At 71.2% G+C, this 18,088-nt stretch carries 15 protein-coding genes; 6 read left to right on the forward strand and 9 right to left on the reverse strand.

Annotated elements, in window-relative coordinates; genetic code table 11:
- Nucleotides 1-20 precede the first annotated feature (20 nt).
- The gene (locus tag G5B46_RS18125; protein WP_165261099.1) at nt 21-926 is read left to right on the forward strand and encodes an alpha/beta hydrolase; all 906 of its coding nucleotides are present in this window, start codon (nt 21-23) and stop codon (nt 924-926) included.
- A gap of 179 nt (nt 927-1,105) precedes the next feature.
- Here G5B46_RS18125 and G5B46_RS18130 read toward each other — a convergent pair whose 3' ends face one another.
- The gene (locus G5B46_RS18130; RefSeq protein WP_165261101.1) at nt 1,106-3,220 is read right to left on the reverse strand and encodes a M13 family metallopeptidase; all 2,115 of its coding nucleotides are present in this window, start codon (nt 3,218-3,220) and stop codon (nt 1,106-1,108) included.
- Nucleotides 3,221-3,340: 120 nt separating this feature from the next.
- Nucleotides 3,341-3,826: a copper chaperone PCu(A)C gene (locus G5B46_RS18135; RefSeq protein WP_165261103.1), complete on the reverse strand. Its 486-nt coding sequence runs from the start codon at nt 3,824-3,826 to the stop codon at nt 3,341-3,343.
- 216 nt (nt 3,827-4,042) lie between these two features.
- On the opposite strand from G5B46_RS18135, the gene G5B46_RS18140 reads away from it, so the two are divergent.
- Complete coding sequence (locus G5B46_RS18140) at nt 4,043-5,614, forward strand: MDR family MFS transporter (protein ID WP_165261105.1); 1,572 nt, start codon at nt 4,043-4,045, stop codon at nt 5,612-5,614.
- A 49-nt stretch (nt 5,615-5,663) separates the two neighbouring features.
- Here G5B46_RS18140 and G5B46_RS18145 read toward each other — a convergent pair whose 3' ends face one another.
- Nucleotides 5,664-6,446, reverse strand: a complete 783-nt coding sequence (locus tag G5B46_RS18145) for an SDR family NAD(P)-dependent oxidoreductase (protein WP_165261107.1) — start codon at nt 6,444-6,446, stop codon at nt 5,664-5,666.
- A 55-nt stretch (nt 6,447-6,501) separates the two neighbouring features.
- On the opposite strand from G5B46_RS18145, the gene G5B46_RS18150 reads away from it, so the two are divergent.
- A complete protein-coding gene (locus G5B46_RS18150; protein ID WP_165261109.1) occupies nt 6,502-6,924 on the forward strand; it encodes a YkvA family protein in 423 nt (140 codons plus the stop codon).
- A complete protein-coding gene (locus G5B46_RS18155; protein ID WP_165261111.1) occupies nt 6,917-7,549 on the forward strand; it encodes a lysoplasmalogenase in 633 nt (210 codons plus the stop codon). The genes G5B46_RS18150 and G5B46_RS18155 overlap by 8 nt, the downstream gene beginning before the upstream one ends.
- Before the next feature lie 11 nt (nt 7,550-7,560).
- Here G5B46_RS18155 and G5B46_RS18160 read toward each other — a convergent pair whose 3' ends face one another.
- Nucleotides 7,561-8,103: a GNAT family N-acetyltransferase gene (locus G5B46_RS18160; RefSeq protein WP_165261113.1), complete on the reverse strand. Its 543-nt coding sequence runs from the start codon at nt 8,101-8,103 to the stop codon at nt 7,561-7,563.
- A 48-nt stretch (nt 8,104-8,151) separates the two neighbouring features.
- A complete protein-coding gene (mtgA, locus tag G5B46_RS18165; RefSeq protein ID WP_346764952.1) occupies nt 8,152-8,865 on the reverse strand; it encodes a monofunctional biosynthetic peptidoglycan transglycosylase in 714 nt (237 codons plus the stop codon).
- Between the two features lie 64 nt (nt 8,866-8,929).
- Here mtgA and G5B46_RS18170 point away from each other — a divergent pair, with 64 nt between their 5' ends.
- Nucleotides 8,930-9,592, forward strand: a complete 663-nt coding sequence (locus G5B46_RS18170; RefSeq protein ID WP_165261117.1) for a nitroreductase — start codon at nt 8,930-8,932, stop codon at nt 9,590-9,592.
- A gap of 179 nt (nt 9,593-9,771) precedes the next feature.
- Nucleotides 9,772-10,287, forward strand: a complete 516-nt coding sequence (locus G5B46_RS18175; RefSeq protein ID WP_165261119.1) for a hypothetical protein — start codon at nt 9,772-9,774, stop codon at nt 10,285-10,287.
- 79 nt (nt 10,288-10,366) lie between these two features.
- On the opposite strand, the gene trxA is transcribed toward G5B46_RS18175, so the two are convergent.
- The 4 genes from trxA to murU form a co-directional block, all read right to left on the reverse strand.
- A complete protein-coding gene (trxA, locus tag G5B46_RS18180; protein ID WP_101717002.1) occupies nt 10,367-10,702 on the reverse strand; it encodes a thioredoxin in 336 nt (111 codons plus the stop codon).
- A 119-nt stretch (nt 10,703-10,821) separates the two neighbouring features.
- Nucleotides 10,822-14,286: a double-strand break repair helicase AddA gene (addA, locus tag G5B46_RS18185; protein ID WP_165261121.1), complete on the reverse strand. Its 3,465-nt coding sequence runs from the start codon at nt 14,284-14,286 to the stop codon at nt 10,822-10,824.
- Nucleotides 14,287-14,440: 154 nt separating this feature from the next.
- Nucleotides 14,441-17,386 (reverse strand): double-strand break repair protein AddB, encoded by a 2,946-nt coding sequence (gene addB / locus G5B46_RS18190; RefSeq protein WP_240903564.1) that lies wholly within the window; start codon nt 17,384-17,386, stop codon nt 14,441-14,443.
- A 5-nt stretch (nt 17,387-17,391) separates the two neighbouring features.
- Nucleotides 17,392-18,087, reverse strand: coding sequence for an N-acetylmuramate alpha-1-phosphate uridylyltransferase MurU (gene murU / locus G5B46_RS18195; RefSeq protein ID WP_165261371.1), 696 nt, complete (start codon nt 18,085-18,087; stop codon nt 17,392-17,394).
- Nucleotide 18,088: the final 1 nt, after the last annotated feature.

The following is an 18,088-nucleotide window of genomic DNA, read 5'->3' on the forward strand; positions in this document are numbered from 1 at the left end:
GAAGAAGGAACCTCTGGCCGATGGACGCCGCCGTCTTCCGCGAGCCCAAGCGGCGTTTCATCGCCATCGACAGCCCCGCCGGCGACGGCGAGATGGCGGCGCTGGACTTCGGCCCGGCCAGCCGCGCGGTCGACGTCGTCTTCGTGCACGCCAACGGCTTCAACGCCCAGACCTATCGCGCCCTGCTGGCCCCGCTGTCGGCCGGCCTGCGGGTGCTGGCCGTCGACCAGCGCGGCCACGGCGACAGCCGCCTGGCCGCCGATCCCGACGGCCGCCGCTCGTGGCTCGACCTGCGCGACGACCTGCTGGCGCTGCTGCGCGCGCTGGACCAGGCCCCGGTGGTGCTGGCCGGCCACTCGATGGGGGCCACGGTCAGCCTGCTGGCCGCCGCCCAGGCCCCGGGCAAGGTCTCCAGCGTCGTGCTGCTGGATCCGGTGATCATGCCGCGGCTGGTGGCCCTCTACGCCAAGGCGCCGTGGACTTCGGGGCGCCTCTGGAAGCGCATGCCGATCGCCCAGGCCGCCAGCCGCCGGCGCGAGGTGTTCGACAGCCGCGAGGCCGCCTTCGCCGCCTATCGCGGTCGCGGCGCCTTCAAGACCTGGCCCGAGACCATGCTGGCCGACTATGTCGGCGGCGGCTTCAAGGACCGTCCCGACGGCAAGGTCGAGCTGGCCTGCACGCCGGCCTGGGAGGCCTCCAACTACGCCGCCCAGGGCCACGATCCGTGGCGGGCCGTCAGCCAGTTCCGCGGACCCGTGCGGATCCTGGCGGCCGAGACCGGCTCGACCTGCCGCATCGGCGACGGCGCCGCCTTCGCCCGGCGCGGCAAGGCCGTGCGCATCGAGACCCTGGCCGGAACCAGCCACTTCCTGCCGATGGAGCGCCCCGACCTGGTGCGCGAGGCCATCCTCGACGCGGCGACGTGAGGCCAAAGAAAAACCCCGGGCGGTGAAGCCCGGGGTTTCGCTTATTTAGATCCTCCCCCTCTGGGGGAGGTGGCCCGGAGGGCCGGAGGGGGGACGTTTTCAGCTGCCGCTGAAGCGGACTTCCCTCTCCGTCGCCTGCGGCGACACCTCTCCCTTCAGGGAGAGGGCCTCCCGACAGATCACCAGATCTTCACGCGATCTTCCGGCGCGATGTACAGCTTGTCGCCCGGCTGGACGTCATAGGCCTTGTACCAGCCCGGCTGGTTCCGGATGGTGCCGTTGACGCGGTAGTAGGCCGGCGAGTGCGGGTCGCTGGCGATCTGCTGCTTGAGCGCATCGTCGCGGCTCTTCTGGCGCCACACCTGTGCCCAGCCCAGATAGACGCGCTGGTCGCCGGTGAAGCCGTCCAGCACCGGGGCCGGCTTGCCGTGCAGCGAGGCGTGATAGGCGTCGAGGCCGAAGGACAGGCCGCCCATGTCGCCGATGTTCTCGCCCATCGTCAGGTCGCCGTTGACGTGCACGCCCGGGAAGGGCTCGAACGCCGAGTACTGCGCGCCCAGCTTGGCCTTCTGCACGTCGAACTTGGCGGCGTCTTCCGCCGTCCACCAGTCGCGCAGCACGCCGTCGCCGTCGGACTTGCGGCCCTGGTCGTCGAAGCCGTGACCGATCTCGTGGCCGATCACGCCGCCGATGCCGCCGTAGTTGACGGCCGGGTCGGCGTCCGGATGGAAGAACGGCGCCTGCAGGATGGCGGCCGGGAACACGATCTCGTTGTTGACCGAGTTGTAGTAGGCGTTGACCGTCTGCGGGGTCATGCCCCACTCGGTCTTGTCGACCGGCTGGTTCAGGCGCTCGACGTCATGGCGCCATTCGAAGGCGCCGGCCCGCAGGGCGTTGCCGTAGGCGTCGTCGGCGCGGATCTCCAGCTTGGAGTAATCGCGCCACTTGTCGGGATAGCCGATCTTGACGGTGAACTTGGCCAGCTTGTCGAGGGCCTTGTCCTTGGTCTCCGGACCCATCCAGTCGAGGCCTTCGATGCGGGCCTTCAGCGCGGTGCGCAGGTTGGCCACCAGGTCGACCATCTTGGCCTTGGAGTCCGGCGGGAAGTACTCGGCCACATAGACCTTGCCGACGCTCTCGCCGAGCATGCCGTTGACCTGGGCGACGCCGCGCTTCCAGCGCGGGCGCTGCTCGGGCTGGCCCGACAGGGTCTTGCCGCGGAACTCGAACGCCGCGTCGGCGAAGCGCTTGGACAGCATCGGGGCCGCGCCGTCGACGACCTTGAACGCCTGCCAGGCCTTCAGGGTGTCGAGCGAGGTGTCGGCATAGACCTTGGCGAACTTCGGGAAGGCGGTGTCGGTGGTCACCACCACGCGGTCGAGCTTGGGCAGCTCGGTGCCGACCAGATAGCGGTTCCAGTCGTAGCCCGGGGTCAGGGCCTGCAGCTCGGCCCAGGTCTTGGGGTTGTAGGTCTTGTCGCGGTTGCGGCGCTCGACGCGGGTCCAGCTGGCTTCGGCCAGCTGGGTTTCGAAGGCCACGACGGCCTTGGCGCTCTCGGCCGGATTGGCCCAGCCGGCGAAGCCCAGCATCTTGGCGACGTAGAGCTCGTAGGCGGCCTTCTTGTCGGCGAACTTGGCGTCGAGATAGTAGTCGCGGTCAGGCAGCGACAGGCCGCCCGTGCCGGCATAGACGGCGTAGCGGGTGGGGTTCTTGGCGTCGGTCGAGACGTAGAGGCTGAGGATCGAGGCGAAGGCCGTGGTCGGGCTCTTGCCCATCAGGGCGGTGAACTCGTCCTTGGTCTTGATGGCCTTGATCTGCTTCAGCTCGCCGGCGATCGGCGCGGCGTCCAGCTTCTCGATGCGGGCCTCGTCCATGAAGGCCTTGTAGGCCGCGCCCACCTTGACGCTGTCGGCGTCGGTGGTCTTGCCGGCGGCGGCGCCCTCGATGATGGCGCGGGTGCGGGCTTCCGACAGCTCGGCCAGCTTGTCGAAGTTGCCGTAGCGGGTGCGGTCGGCGGGGATCTGGGTGGTCTCGTCCCACTTGCCGTTGGCGTACTTGTAGAAGTCGTCGCCCGGCTTGACCGAGGTGTTCATGCCCGTGAGGTCGAAGCCCCAGGCGCCGTAGCGCGGCGACTCCAGCGAGACGGCCGAACCGCCGCCTTCCGCGCCCTGGGCGAACAGCGACTGGACGGTGCAGGCGTCGTCGAGACAGGCGTGCTCTTCGTGAGCCTGGGCGCCGAAGGCGGAGATCGAAAGGGCGACCGCCGCGGCGGCGCCGAACCAAGCTTTTTTCATCGAAAGGCAGATCCGTTGGAAAACCGGCGGCAATCTGCGCCGGAGATCGGAATTTCCTGCCTTAAAATTCTGTCATGTTTCCACAGGCGGGCCCGGCGCCCATGCAAGCGCCACCTTGGGTCAGTGCCGATGCGGCGCGGCGGGCGCGGCCGCAGCCACGGGTTGCGGCGGAGCCGTCCGCACCGCCAGTTGCGCCTCGACCTTGCGGCCGCCGTCGAAGGTCAGGGTCAGCGGCAGGCGCTCGCCCGGCTTGAGCGGGCGCTTGAGGCCCATGACCATGAAGTGGTTTCCGCCCGGGGCGAAGGCGACCTGGCCGCCTGGCGGGATCACTAGGCCCTGGGTCATGGCCCGCATCGACGAGACGCCGTCGGCCTGCGTCGTGCGATGGACCATCACCTCGCGGGCCAGCGGGCTGGAAGCGCCCGTCAGGGTGAGCGGCGCGCGGCCGCGATTGGCCAGCACCATGTAGCCGGCGCTGTTCATCCCCGCGGCCGCCACCGGCCGGGCCCAGGCCTGGCGGATGTCGACCTCCACCGCCCGCGGCGCGGCCGCGCCGAGCACGGGGGCGAGAGCCAGCAGAGCCAGCAGCGGAGTGAAACGACGCATGGAACATCCTTGAAAGGCGCCAGAACGACTTACGCCGGTTGGACCCGGGCGGCGAGCGACCAGAGGTTGGATCAAGGATCGGAGAGCCTGCTCCTTCTCCGTGAAGCGGAGCGGGGAAAGTCGGCTTCACCGCCCCTCGACCTGTCTTCGCATCGCACCTGCCCTTGGCCCGGCGAACCGTGCTAGGCGGGGCGACCAAGATCGACGGACCACCGCATGACCGGTCAATTCACCGACGCCGAACGCCGCACCACCCTGGCCGGCCTGATGATCGTCTTTCTGCTCAGCGCGCTCGACCAGACCATCGTCTCCACCGCCATGCCGCGGATCATCTCCGAACTGCACGGCCTGACGCTCTACAGCTGGGTGACCACCGCCTACCTCCTGAGCTCGACGGTGATGGTGCCGATCTGGGGCAAGCTGGGCGACATCTACGGCCGCAAGCCCGTGCTGGTGGTCGGGATCTCGATCTTCATGGTCGGCTCGTGGCTGTCGGGCCTGTCGGGCGAGTTCGGAACCCTGGCCGGCATGAGCGGCATGGTGCAGCTGATCGTCTTCCGCGCCCTGCAGGGGATCGGCGGCGGGGCCCTCTTCACCACCGCCTTCGCGATCATCGCCGACCTCTATCCGCCGCGCGAGCGGGGCAAGTTCGCTGGCATCTTCGGCTCGGTGTTCGGGCTGTCCAGCGTGCTGGGCCCGCTGATCGGCGGCTATTTCACCGACCACGGCACGGTCCACCTGGCCGGCCACGTGATCGCCGGCTGGCGCTGGGTGTTCTACGTCAACCTGCCGCTCTGCCTGCTGTCGCTGTTCATGATCCTGGTGAAGATGCCGGCCCTGCCGCACCAGCGCTCGGGCAATATCGACTTCCTGGGCGCGGCCCTGCTGATCGCCGCCTTCGTGCCGCTGCTGCTGGCGCTCAGCCTCGGCGGCCACGACATCGCCTGGGCCTCGCCCCAGAGCATCGGCCTGTTCGTCGGCGCGGCCGTGGCGCTGGGCCTCTTCGTCTATGTCGAGAGCCGGGTGTCGAACCCGATCGTCCCGCTGCACCTGTTCAGGAACAAGACCTTCGTCACCGCCAACCTGGCCGCCTTCCTGATCTCGATGGCCTTCATGGGGGTGGCGGTGTTCCTGCCGCTCTACATGCAGCTGGGCCTGGGCGTCGACGCCACCACCTCGGGCCTGGCCATGCTGCCGCTGATGGGCGGGCTGATCGTCGGCTCGGCGGTGTCGGGCCAGCTGGTCACCCGCACGGGCAAGTACAAGCCGTTCATGCTGGGCGGGGCGTCGCTGCTGCTGGTCGGCGTGATCCCGATGACCCACCTGGCCGGGATCCAGCACCTTTATCTGCTGTGCCTGCTGCTGCTCGTGGTGGGCGTGGGCCTGGGCCCCAACCAGAGCCTCTTCAACCTGGCCACCCAGAACGCGGTGTCGCCGCGCGACATCGGCGTGGCCACCAGCTCCAACCAGTTCTTCCGGCAGATCGGCTCGACCGTGGGGGTGGCCGTGGCCGGCGCCCTGCTGACCACGCGGCTGGCGGCCTATGGCGGCGGCAAGCTGGATCTGGGCGCCCTGCAGGGCCTGGCGCTGGAAAGCGGCGTGGTCGGCGGAACCCGCGACCCGGCGCTGGGCCAGGCCCTGGCCTTCGCCGTCAGCGGCGTGATGCAGGCCGCGCTGGTGGTGATCGTGCTGGGCCTGGTCGTGATCCTGTTCGTGCCCGCCCTGCCCCTGCGCTCGCGCATGCCCGCCGCCGAGCCGGTGCTGGAAAGGGAAGAGGTCGCGGGCTGATCCGCCCCCGGCCGTCGGCCCCCTCCCCGAAGGGAGGGGGACGCAAGGCTCAGCGCGGGGCCATGCGGATGCCGCCGTCGAGGCGCACGTCCTCGCCGTTGAAATAGCCGCAGGTGATCATCGTCAACGCCAGCTGGGCGTACTCGGCCGGGTTTCCCAGGCGCTTGGGGAACGGCACGCTGGCGGCCAGGGCGTCCTTCACGTTGTCGGGCGCCGCGTTCATCAGCGGGGTGTTGAAGATGCCCGGCAGGATGGTGTTGACGCGGATGCCGTCGTTCATCAGGTCGCGGGCGATCGGCAGGGTCATGCCGATGACGCCGCCCTTGCTGGCCGAATAGGCGGCCTGGCCGATCTGGCCGTCCTCGCCCGCCACGCTGGCGGTGTTGACGATCGCGCCGCGCTCGCCGTCCTGCAGCGGCGGGAGGTCGAGCATGCCCTTGGCCGACTTGGCGATGCAGCGGAAGGTGCCCACCAGGTTGATCTGGATCACGCGGTCGAAGATATCGAGCGGGAAGTGCTTGGTCTCGCCGGTCGCCTTGTCGCGGCTGGCGGTCTTGGCGGCGTTGCCGACGCCGGCGCAGTTGACCAGGATCCGCTCCTGGCCGTGGGCGGCGCGGGCCTTTTCGAAGCCGGCGTCGACATCGGCGTCGCTGGTGACGTTGACCTTGCAGTAGACGCCCCCGATCTCCTTGGCGACCTCTTCGCCGCGAGCCTCGTTCATGTCGAAGATGGCGACCTTCACGCCCTGGGCGGCCAGAGCGCGGGCGGTGGCCTCGCCAAGGCCCGAGGCGCCCCCGGTGACGACGGCGGCGACGGTGTTGTCGAGTTTCATGGACGTTTCCCCTGGGGTTGCGTTTAATTGGTGTGTTGAGGAGCGGTTTAACCCGATGAGCGCCGACGCCAAACCATCCCCCGACGTCAACGGCGGCGTCACGCCCGACGACGTGCTGGATCCGAGGAAGGCCCTGGTGCCGGCCACGGTGCGGGTCAACGAGCAGCGGGTGACGCGCGGCTTCTGGCCGAAGATGCGCAAGGTGGCCTCGAAGATCCCGTTCGCCGCCGACGCCCTGTCGCTGTGGTGGTGCGCGCGCGATCCAGAGACCCCGACGGCGGCCAAGGGCATGATGTTCGCCGCCCTGGCCTATTTCGTGCTGCCCACCGACGCCATCCCGGACGTGCTGCCGGCGCTGGGCTTCACCGACGACGCGGCGGTGATCGCCGCCCTGCTGGCCATCGTCGGCAAGAACCTCAAGGCCCGCCACAAGGACGCGGCCCAGGCCTTCCTCGCCAAGCTCTCCAAGGATGACTGACACGGTCCTGTGGGCGATCTGCGGCGCCTGCGCCCTGGCCTACGGCCTGGTGCTGGTCGAGCGCCCGCCGTCGTTCCTGCGCACGCTGGTCAAGACCGCCGCCACCAGCGCCCTGGCGGTGCTGGCCTATCTGGAAGGCGGCACGGTGCTGCTGGCCGTGGCCCTGACCCTGTGCGCGCTGGGCGACGCCTTCCTGGCCGGCGATCCCAAGCGCTGGCTGCCCTTCGGCCTGGCGGCGTTCCTGGCCGGACACGTCGTCTACGTGATCGTCTTCTGGCGCGAGCGAGCGGCCCCCGGCCAGGCCTTCTTCGTCCTGGCCCCGGTCGCGGCCCTGGTCGGGGCGGTGATGCTGCGGCGGCTGTGGGGGTCGCTGGGGCCGCTGCGGCCGGCGGTGCTGGCCTATGTGGCGGCGATCCTGGCCATGGTGGTCAGCGCCGCGGCCCTGCCGGCCGCGCGCTGGCCGGCCACGGCGGGCGCCGTGGCCTTCATGGCCTCGGACGCCATCCTGGCCTTCGACCTCTTCAAGAACGCCAAGCTGTTCGGCTCGGCGCGCCTGACCGCCTGGGCGGTGTGGTTCCTCTATATCGGCGGCCAGGCCGCGATCGCGGCGGGGATGCTGCGCTAGCCCCCTTCGCCCTAGGCCCGCGCCTTCCATTCCGACCGGGTCTGGCCCCACACCTCGTTGGGGGTGTCCTGGTAGGGCGGGGGCAGCGGCGCCGGCCCGCGGTTCCTCGACCCCAGCCGCGTCGCCACCTGCTGGGAGGGCGTGTTGTCGGGGTGGATGCAGTGGATCACCTCGTCCCAGCCCAGGTGATCGAAGGCCCAGTCGATGGCCGCCTGCGCCGCCTCGACCGCATAGCCCTTTCCCCAGGCGCTGCGCAGCAGGCCCCAGCCGACCTCCGTGCCCGGCCAGCCCTCCGGCCGCCACGGACCGATGCGGCCGACCCACAGGCCGGTGTCGCGGGCGATCAGCGAGAACATGCCAAAGCCGTTGATCGCCCACGAGCCGGCCATGCTGGCCATGCCGCGCCAGGCGGCCTCGCGGGTCTGCTGGCCGCCGATGTACTGGGCGGCCTCGGCGTCGGCCATCAGCTCGGCCCAGCCGTCGAGGTCCTGGGCGCCGGTGGGGCGCAGGATCAGGCGGGCGGTCTCCAGCGTCGGACCGGGGGCGATGGCCATCGTCGTTTCCTTCCCTCTTGTTCTTTGTCTTCGGCTTCTTCGTCGTTGTCAGATCACGCAGGCGGCCAGGCCGTCGCGGCGCACCGTGCCCGAGGCCGCGCCGATCCGGCGCGAGCGCTTCTGGACGTAGCGGCCCGGCTTGACCGCCTTCCACTTCAGCGGGCTGGGCAGGATCGCCGCCAGCCGCGCCGACTGGGCGGGGGTCAGCTTGGCGGCGCTGACGCCGAAATAGCGCTGGGCCGCGGCCTCGGCGCCGTAGATGCCGGGGCCGAACTCGATGGAGTTCAGATAGACCTCCATGATCCGCTGCTTGCCCCAGCCCAGCTCGATCAGCACCGTGAACCAGGCCTCCAGGCCCTTTCGCAGGTACGAGCGGTCGGGCCACAGGAAGACGTTCTTGGCGGTCTGCTGGCTGATGGTCGAGCCGCCGCGGACCTTCTTGCCCTTCTCGTTGTTCTCGTAGGCCTTCTGCAGGGCCTCGACGTCGAAGCCGTGGTGCTCGCAGAACCGCGCGTCCTCGGCCGCGATCAGGGCGCGCGGCAGGCTGGGCGAGACCTTCGACAGCGGCCGCCAGCGGTGATCCCAGCCCTTGCCCTCGGCGGCGCGGATGACCATCAGCGGCGTCGCCGGCACCGGCACGAAGCGATAGACCAGCACGGCCAGGATCGGTCCTGCGATCAGCAGGATGAACAGCGCCAGGAAGATGTTGCGCAACAAGACCTTCAAAACCCGACGCCCCTTGCCTTGACCTTGCGGCCGGATGCTAACCAACGATGGAGACGCTCGATAGGGTGCGTTGGTTAGGGAGGCCTTGATGCCGGAGACGATGAGCGTGTCCGAGGCGGTGGCGCGGCGGTTTTCGGCGCGGGCCTTCAAGGCCGATCCGGTGCCGGGACAGACGGTGCGGGCCATCCTCGAAGCCGCGGCCCGCGCGCCGTCCGGCGGCAACCTCCAGCCTTGGAAGGTGCACGCCATCGCCGGCGAGGTGCTGGCCGAGTTCAAGGCCAAGGTGGCCGCGCGCCTGGGCTCGCCCGACGAGGCGCAGTACGCGGTCTATCCGGCCAATCTGTGGGAGCCGTTCCGCAGCCGCCGCTTCCAGGTGGGCGAGGACCTCTACGGGGCCTTGGAGATTCCGCGCGAGGACAAGATCGGCCGCCTGCGGCAGTTCGCCCGCAACGCCGAGTTCTTCGGGGCGCCCGTGGGCCTGTTCTTCTCCATCGACCGCAACCTCGGCCCGCCGCAGTGGTCGGACCTGGGCATGTACATGCAGACGGTGATGCTGCTGGCCGCCGAGGCGGGCCTGGCCACCTGCGCCCAGGAGTTCTGGTCGGCCTACGGCGCGCTCTCGGCCGAGTTCCTGGGCCTGCCGGACGATCACATGGTGTTTTCCGGCATGGCGCTGGGCGTCGCCGACGAGGCCGCGCCGGTCAACGCCTGGCGCTCGCGGCGCGACGAGTTCGAGGTCTGGGGCGAGCTTCGCGGGTTCTGACGGCGGTTCTCGCCGCAAGGGAGCGCTTCCACCTCGCCGCGAGGCTCTTCGGGGGCGAAACTCCCTGCGCCACAAGGGCCGGCGCGCGAGAAACATAAATTTCGCTCCGGGCAAGGAGATGGTTGATCACTTAAGGTTGCGGGCGTAGCGTCGCCAAAAGCGTTGGAGGAAAGCACCCCATGAAGATGATCCTCGCCGGTCTGGCCGCCCTGTCGTTCGTTGCGCCGGCCGCGGCCCAGGAGTGGCCCAAGCAGGATTGGCGGGTCAGCCGGATCTCCAACCTTTCGGCCCAGGCGCCGTCCTTCTACGAGCCCGACGGCGGCGCCCGGCCGATCCAGAGCGTGTATTCCACGAGCGTCACCTTCCGTCAGCCGGCGCCCACCGGCCGCTCGAACATCGCCCTGGACGTCGGCTCGATCCGCCGCGAGGGCAAGGTCGCCCTGGTCAACTACTTCGTGTGGCCGGACGACAAGTCGAGCTACACCGAGATCTCGTCGCGCATCGACTGCGGCAAGACCGGCGAACAAATCAACGCCGTCCGCCATTACGACCAGGACTTCGCCCTGGTCGGCGGCCACGACATGCGCCTGCGCCGCACCGACGCCACGGCCCGCGCCGTGGCCATCCAGGTCTGCGGCGCGGCCCGCACCAACGTCAGCGGCAAGTCGCTGCCGGAACTGGTCAAGGGCGGCTGATCCTTCGCCCCCCGACGGACAACAAAAAAGCCCCGGCCTTGCGGCCGGGGCTTCTTCGTTTCGAGGGGGCAGGCTGCGCTTAGGCGGTCTGCTTGACGCCGGCTTCGGCCAGCCACTCGACGATCTTGCTCTTGGGCATGGCGCCGACCTTCATCGAGGTCATCTGGCCGCCGCGGAACAGCATCATCGTCGGGATGCCGCGCACGCCGTAGCGGGCGGGGGTCATCTGGTTCTCGTCGATGTCGATCTTGGCGACCACGACCTGGTCGGCGAGCTCCTCGGAGATCTGCTCCAGGGCCGGGGCGATCTGCTTGCACGGGCCGCACCACGTGGCCCAGAAGTCGACGAGCACGGGGCCCTCGGCTTGCAGGACGTCTTGTTCGAAGGTGGCGTCGGTCACCGCAACGGTGCTCATGGTCTGGCTCCTGGCTGGCGCGGCGGGTCGGGGGATCGCGGCGCGAAATTGAGAACAGTGGCGGTTGCGACCGCCTCTTGATCGAAGATGTAGGCGCGGGGGGCGCGTCCGGCAATAACTCAGAAGAGGCGCGAAAGCGCCGCGGCCCGCACGTTTTCTGGAACGACCATCAGTTTGGGACCATCCGTCCACACGATCGCCGCCTCGATCCGGCGGCCCGGGAAGATCTCGGCCAGCACCGCCGCATAGACCGCCATCTGCGACAGATAGGCCGGATCGGCGTCCTCGATGCGGTCGGGCGAGGGGCGGTTGGTCTTGTAGTCGACCACCAGCACCCGCTCGGGATCGACCACCAGCCGGTCGACCCGGCCCGAGATCGCCATGCCCGCCGGCAGCTGCGCGGCGGCCCCGGCCAGCGAGGCCTCGGCCCGCGAGCCCGGCCCGAACACGGCGGCGAACCGCTCGTCCTCCAGCACCCCGAAGGCGGCGGCGGTCATCTCGGTTCTCTGGGCGTCGGTCAGGTCGCGTTCGGCCGCCAGCAGGCGGGCGGCGGCGGCCCGGCGCCCGGCCGGCGCGATGTCGGGCAGCAGCTGCAGCAGGCGGTGGATGATCTCGCCCCGGCGATAGCGGCCCAGGCCCTCGATCCTGGCCAGGGGCGAGGGCGCCGAGCCTGCCGCCTCCTCCTCGGCCTCCAGCGCCGAGGGCGCGGCCCAGCGGGCGCCGGCCGAGACGGGTTCAGCGGCCCGCCGCGCCCAGTCGGGCAGCAGCGCGGGCGGCGCCTCGACCAGCTCGGCGGCCGGCGGCGCGGGCCGCGGATCGGGGCCATAGCGCAGGATCCCGGTCTCCGCGTCGATCGTGCGCACGTCCTCGACGATCCGGGCATGGGCGAAGGCGGCGCGGGCGGCGGCATACCAGCCGCCGACGTTCTCGTCCTTGGTGCGCGCGTCGATGCGGCCGCACAGCACCAGCCGATCGCGCGCGCGGGTCAGGCCGACATAGAGCAGGCGATAGGCCTCCTGCTGGGCCTTGTCCTCCCGCAGCTTGCGCGCCGCCGCCGAGGCCTCGCAGTCCTGCTTGCCCGAGGCGCACCAGAGGAAGCCCTTCTTCTCGGTGGCCAGCAGCGGCGAACCGCGCGCCCCGCCCTTCATCGTCGTCTCGGGCAGGAAGACGATCGGCGCCTCCAGGCCCTTGGCGCCGTGGGCGGTCATCACCCGCACCTGCCGGCGCACGCCCTCCATCTCGCGCTTGACCACGATGTCCAGCGCGGCGAACTCGGCGACCAGGGTCTCCAGATCGCGCACACCGCGGGCCTCGGCGTTGGTGATCTGGGCCAGGAACTCGTCCAGGGCGTCGGCCGCCTCTTCGCCCAGGCGCGTCAGGGCGCGGGCGCGGTTGCTGACGCCGTTGATGTCGAGCTTGCCAAGGAACAGGGCGTAGAACTCATACGGCTGGCGGCGACGGCGAGCGGTCAGGGCCCAGTCCAGCAGGGCGTGGGCCTCGCGCCAGGCCGGGCGCTCGTCGGCCCGCGCCGACAGGACGCCCCACAGCGTTCCCTTGCGCCCCTTGGCCAGGGCGTAGAGATCATCGTCCGTCAGCGCGCAGAACGGGCTCTTGAGCAGCGCCGCCAGCGTCAGATCATCGTCGGGGAACAGGCAGAAGCGGCCCAGCGCCAGCAGGTCGTCGAAGACGATGTGGGCCGACAGCGACAGCCGGTCGGCGCCGGCCACCGGCACGCCGCGCCGCTTCAGCGCCCGCAGCACCTCCTCGAACAGCGCCTTGCGCCGCCGCACCAGCACCAGCACGTCGCCGTAATGGGCCGGACGCCAGACGCGGGCGTCCTTGTCGAACACGCCGTCGCCGCGCTCGACCAGGGCCTTGATCTCGGCGGCGATCCTTTCGGCCAGGCGGCGGTTGGCGCCCTGCTCGGTCTCGATGTCGAGCGGCGCGTCCCAGGCCTCGCGCTCGGCGGCCACCGGCTCGCGCTCCAGCGGCCACAGGTCGACGCAGCCCGGATGATCCTTGCGGAAGGCCACGTGGGCGGGGATGTCCTCGCCGGTGGGGGCAAGACCCAGCCGCGCGTCGGGCGCCTCGAACAGCGCGTCGACGAAGTCCAGCACCTGCCGGGTCGAGCGGTACGAGGTCGACAGCGGCACGGCCTTGCCCACCCGGCCGACGGCCTCGATGCGGGCGATGTAGTCCTGCGTCTCGATCAGCAGGCGCTCGGGCTGGGCGCCCTGGAACGAATAGATCGACTGCTTCTCGTCGCCGACGATGAACAGGGTGCGGCCGTCCGCCGCCTTGCCGTCTCGCCCCGGCGCCCCGGCCCCGGCGAAGAAGTCCTCGGTCAGGGCCGACAGGATCTCCCACTGCTCGGGCGCGGTGTCCTGGGCCTCGTCGAGCAGGATGTGGGAGACCCCGCCGTCCAGCTTGTAGAGCACCCAGGCCGCGTCGACCTTGCGGGTCAGGAGGTCGCGGGTCTTCTCGATCAGGTCGGAGAAGTCGAGCGCCCCCTGCGCCTGCTTCTCGGCGATGAACTCGGCCAGATACAGGGCCGCCAGCCGCATGGCCGCGACGCTGTCCTCGGCCACCCGGGCCGCGCGCATCCATTCGCGGGCCTCGCCCAGGCGCTCCTGCTCGGCCAACAGGCGCTCGCGCAGGTCCTCGCGGCTTTTCAGGCCCGAGGTCTTGCCCGGCCACGTCGCCGGGGTGCCGACGCCCTTCTCGGTGAACAGGACCGCCAGGGCCTCGTCCAGCGTGGCGGCGGGGTTGGTCGCCACCGCCCGCATCTGGTCGGCGCACTTGATGTCGGTCTTGCCGCCGCCCGACAGCACGTCGGCGACCGACCGCCAGAACGTCGGGTCCAGGTCGTCCATCGCCTGGGCGGCGACCTCCTCCACCGTGGTCGGCTCGGCGAAGCCGCACAGATCCCAGATGTCGGCGATCACGCCTTCCAGGCCGCCAGCGCGGTCCAGATAGGCGGCGATGTTGGCCCGCTGGTGCTCGAAGGTGGCGAACATCGCCTCGAACGAAGCGAAGTCCAGCGCCACCGAAAAGCGGGCATAGGCCTGGGAGAATTCGTTGTCGGTGGCGGTGACGAAGGCGGCCAGCTTGTGCAGCGCGGCCTGGGCCACGGCGGCCGAGGCGCCGTCGTCCATCACCTCGAAGCCGGGCGAGACCCCGGCCTCGATCGGAAAGCGCCGCAGCAGCTTCTCGCAGAAGGCGTGGATGGTCTGGATCTTCAGGCCGCCCGGCGTCTCCAGGGCTTTGGCGAACAGGCTGCGGGCCTTCGACAGGGCGACCGCGTCGAACTCGCTCTGCGGCCGGTCGACCAGGCCGGCGATCTCGGCGCGCAGGGCGTCGTCGGGCGTGACGCACCACTTGCCCAGGCGATCGAACAGCCGGTGCTGCATCTCGGCGGCCGCGGCCTTGGTGTAGGTCACGCACAGGATCGCCGCCGGCTCGGCGCCGCCCAGCAGAAGGCGCGCGACCCGGTCGATCAGGGTCTTGGTCTTGCCCGAACCGGCGTTGGCCGTGACGAAGGCCGAGATGGCCGGATCGGCGGCGATACGTTGGGGATCGATCACAGGGAACCTCCCCCTCTGGGGGAGGCGATCGCGCAGCGATCGGTGGGGGGAAACTTTGCGGCGCAGGCCAGCGCGGCGGCAGTTGAAAACGCCCCCCCACCGGCCTTCGGCCGCCTCCCCCAAAGGGGGAGGTTCCTTGAGGCTTTCCCCGCCCTCATTCCCCGTCCCCTTCATCGCCGCTGGTCGACCACTCGAACACCCGCGCCAGGTGGCCGTAGTCCCCGGCGTGGTCGTGCACGAACTGCGGCGCGGTGCGCGACAGGTAGGGGCGGTCGGGTTCGTCGTACTTGCGGATCAGCTCGACCAGGCCGTCGAAGGCCTTGCGGGCGGCCTCCTCGCTCTCCGGGCCGGCGGCGGCGCGCACCTGCTCCTCGCCGGCCGGGCGGCGGCCGGTGACGCGCACATAGGTCAGGTCGCCCGGCGCGCGCGCGCCGATCTCGCCAAAGCCGCCGTTCTGCAGGATCGCCGCCGTCAGGGTCAGCTGCGGGGAGAAGCCGGTGTCGACCTGCTTCTGGCTGGGGGCCGCCCCGGTCTTGTAGTCGAGGATGTGGGCCGCCGCGCCGTCGCGCGTCGGCTCGATGCGGTCGGTCTTGGCCGTCAGGGTGAAGGGGCGGCCGTTCACCTGGAAGGTGATCTCGCCGGCCGCTTCGACGATGATCTTCTGCGCGCCCGCGCGGCGGCGGGCCTCCAGGTCCATCACCCACAGCGCGGCCTCGCGGGCCAGCGCCCGTTCCCGGGCCAGGGCCGAGGGCGGCATGCCGGCGGCGACCAGTTCGGCGATGTACAGGCCCTCGAAGATCTCCGCGCCATTGGCCGGCAGGGCGTCAGGATAGGTCAGGGCGAACACCTCGAAGGCGGCGTGGATCGCCGTGCCCCGCGCCCGCGCCTCCACCGGCTCGTCGGGCCGGTCGAGGGGATAGAGCTTGAGGATGTCGCGCGCCCACACCGCATAGGGGTCGCGGGTCAGGGCCTCGACGCGGGTGACGGCCATCCTGCGCGGCCGATCCTCGACCGGCGGACAGGGCGCCGGGCGCTTGACCGGGGCGTACGGGCCCGGCGCGTCCAGGGCGCGGGCCCAGTCCAGCACATCGCCGCGTTCGGTCAGCGTCAGGCCCGCGCCGCGCGCCAGGGTCTTCATCCGCCACAGCCAGCGGCTCTCGACGGCCGGCGCGCCGCCCCGGCGCTGGCTGTGCACCAGGATGACGTCAGGCGCGCTGGCGGCCTGGGCGAAGTCGTGGGCGGTCAGGCCGATCTTGCGCTCGGGCGGCGGCAGGCCGAGCTTGGCGCGCATCGGCCGCGACAGGAACGGGTCGATCGGCGCGGCCTGGGGCCAGACGCCCTCCTCCAGCCCGGCCAGGATCAGCCGGTCGGCGCGTACGAGACGGGCCTCGATGGCGCCCAGCATGCGCAGCTGCGGATGGGTGGCGCCGCCGACGCGCAGGGTCTCCTCGTCGACCAGCCGGCCCAAGAGATCCAGGAAGCCCAGCGGATTGGTCGGCGGCAGGGCCTGGCCGTCGTCGATCAGGGCCGAGATCAGCGCCGCCAGGGCCTCGCCACCCGAGCCTGCCCACAGCGAAGACGGCTCGACCAGGCTCTCCAGCGCCTTGGCCAGCGCCTCGGCGGCCAGGTGCGGCGGCGCGACGGGGCCGGCGGCGTAGGGCGCGCAGGCGATCTCGACGGCGGCATGGATGCGGCGAGCCAGGTCCGCGGCCTCCGGGAAGGCGGCGATGCGGCGCTCCAGCGCGGCGGCGTCGACGGGCGCTGGCCCGCGCAGCCCCTTCAGTTCCAGCGTGCGGGCGGCCTCGTCGGCCTTCAGCAGCGGGTGCTTGGCCACCGACAGCAGGCCGACGGGGTCCAGCGGCGCCAGCACCAGGCCCGCCAGCTTGCGGGCCAGCACGGCTGGGGCCGAGGCCGCCAGCGGCGCGCCGGCCGAGCTGTCGGGCACGACGCCCCAGCGGGCGAGATAAAGCCCCGCCCGGCGGGCCAGCTGCTGGTCGGGGGTTACCAGGGCGGCGGTCTTGCCCGGCGTCTCCAGCGCCTCGCGCAGCAGCAGGGCGCAGGCCAGCGCCGCCTCCTCCTCGCCCGAGGCGTTGACCAGCGACAGGCCCGACAGGCCCTCGGCGATAGGATCGACCTTCTCGGACTCCGCGCGCAGCTTGGCGATCTGGGCCAGCCAGTCGGCGGTGGCCTCGGCCGGTCGCAGGGCCTCGTTGACCAGGCGGCGGCGCCAGCGCCCCCGGCTGTCGGCCTCGTTGCGCCAACGGCGCACGACGCCGCGATCCACGCCCGCGCGGTGCAGCAGGCGGCGCATGGCGCCCTGCGGGTGCTGCTCGCCGACCTGGTCCCAGGCCTCGCCGGCCAGGTCCTCGTCCAGGCCCGGCAGCACGACGCAGCCCTGCGGGGCGCGCGAGACGGCGATCAGCAGGTCGGCGGTGGCCGGCGCGGTGCCGGTCGAGCCGGCCGCGACCAGCACGCCCGGCGGCGGATTGGCCGTCCATTGCTTGGACAGTTCCCGCAGCAGCGCCACCCGGCGGGCGCTGACGTCCATCATCTGCAGATCGGAAAGGCGCTGGCGCCAGCCCTCGACCATGGCCCGGATGAACCGCGCCGACACCTGCCAGTGGGCGGCCAGATCGCCGTCGGCCAAACCATCGAGGCGCTCGATGATCGGGACCTCCTCGATCTGACAGCTGTCGAGCAGGTCGGAGACGGCTTTCGCCATCTCCAGGGCCTGGCCGGCGCTGGGCGGACTGTCCAGCAGCGAGGCGTTGTCGTGCACCAGGCGCGCCAGCTCGAACCGCCGGCGGCGGCTGGAGACGGCGGGCGGCAGGTCCAGCGCCAGGTCGCCCGGCTCGAACGGCGGCTCGCCCTCGTCGAGGTCGCCCAGGGGACGGATCTGCGGCAGCAGCACGGCCCGTCCGCCGTTCACGGCCAGGAAGGCGTCGGCCAGGGCGCGCGCCCCGCGCCGGGTGGGGGTCAGCAGGGTGGCGTGCGACAGGGCGTCGGGGCCCAGGTGCGACAGCCGCTCCACGAGGCCGGCGGCCACGTCGTCGACGAACGGCCGGTGGGCCGGGATCGAAAACCAGCCGGAGCCGGCCAAGCCGCTCATCCCCCGGCCAGCTTGGCTTCGGCCTCGTCGCGCGCGCCGGGATCGCCGACGTGCATCCAGAAGCCGTCCATCACCACCCCGTGCACGCGGCCCAGCGGCGCCAGCTTGCGCCAGATCGTGGCCAGCGAGAACGCGCCGTCCGGGCCGTCGTCGACCAGGCCCGGCTTGCAGATGTGCACGCCCATATAGGCGAAGGGCGCGCTGGGCGCCTCGCCCCGGAAGGTCAGCGCCCCGTCGTCAGCCAGGAAGAAGTCGCCGGCCCCGTCGAAGCCCAGCGTGCGGTCCAGCCGCGCCAGCAGCAGGCAGACGTCCATGCGCTCCGGATCCCAGGCCTTGGCCAGGCTGTCGATCGCGGGCGCGCCGTCTTCGGTCCAGACGGAGTCGATGTTGGCGACGAACACCGCGTCCTCGCCCAGCAGCGGCCGGGCCTTGCGCAGGCCGCCGCCGGTTTCCAGCAGTTCGCCGCGCTCGTCGGAGATGACGATCGCAGGCGCCCCGGTGCGGGCCTTCAGGTGGGCTTCCAGACGGTCGGCGAAGGCGTGGACGTTGACCACCGCGGTCTCGACCCCGGCGTCGGCCAGACGGTCGAGCATGTGGTCGATCAGGGTGCGGCCGGCGACCTCGACCAGCGCCTTGGGGCGGTCGTTGGTCAGGGGACGCATGCGAGTGCCCAGGCCCGCGGCCAGCACCATC

It is taken from the genome of Caulobacter sp. 602-2, from assembly GCF_011043625.1.
GTDB lineage: Bacteria > Pseudomonadota > Alphaproteobacteria > Caulobacterales > Caulobacteraceae > Caulobacter.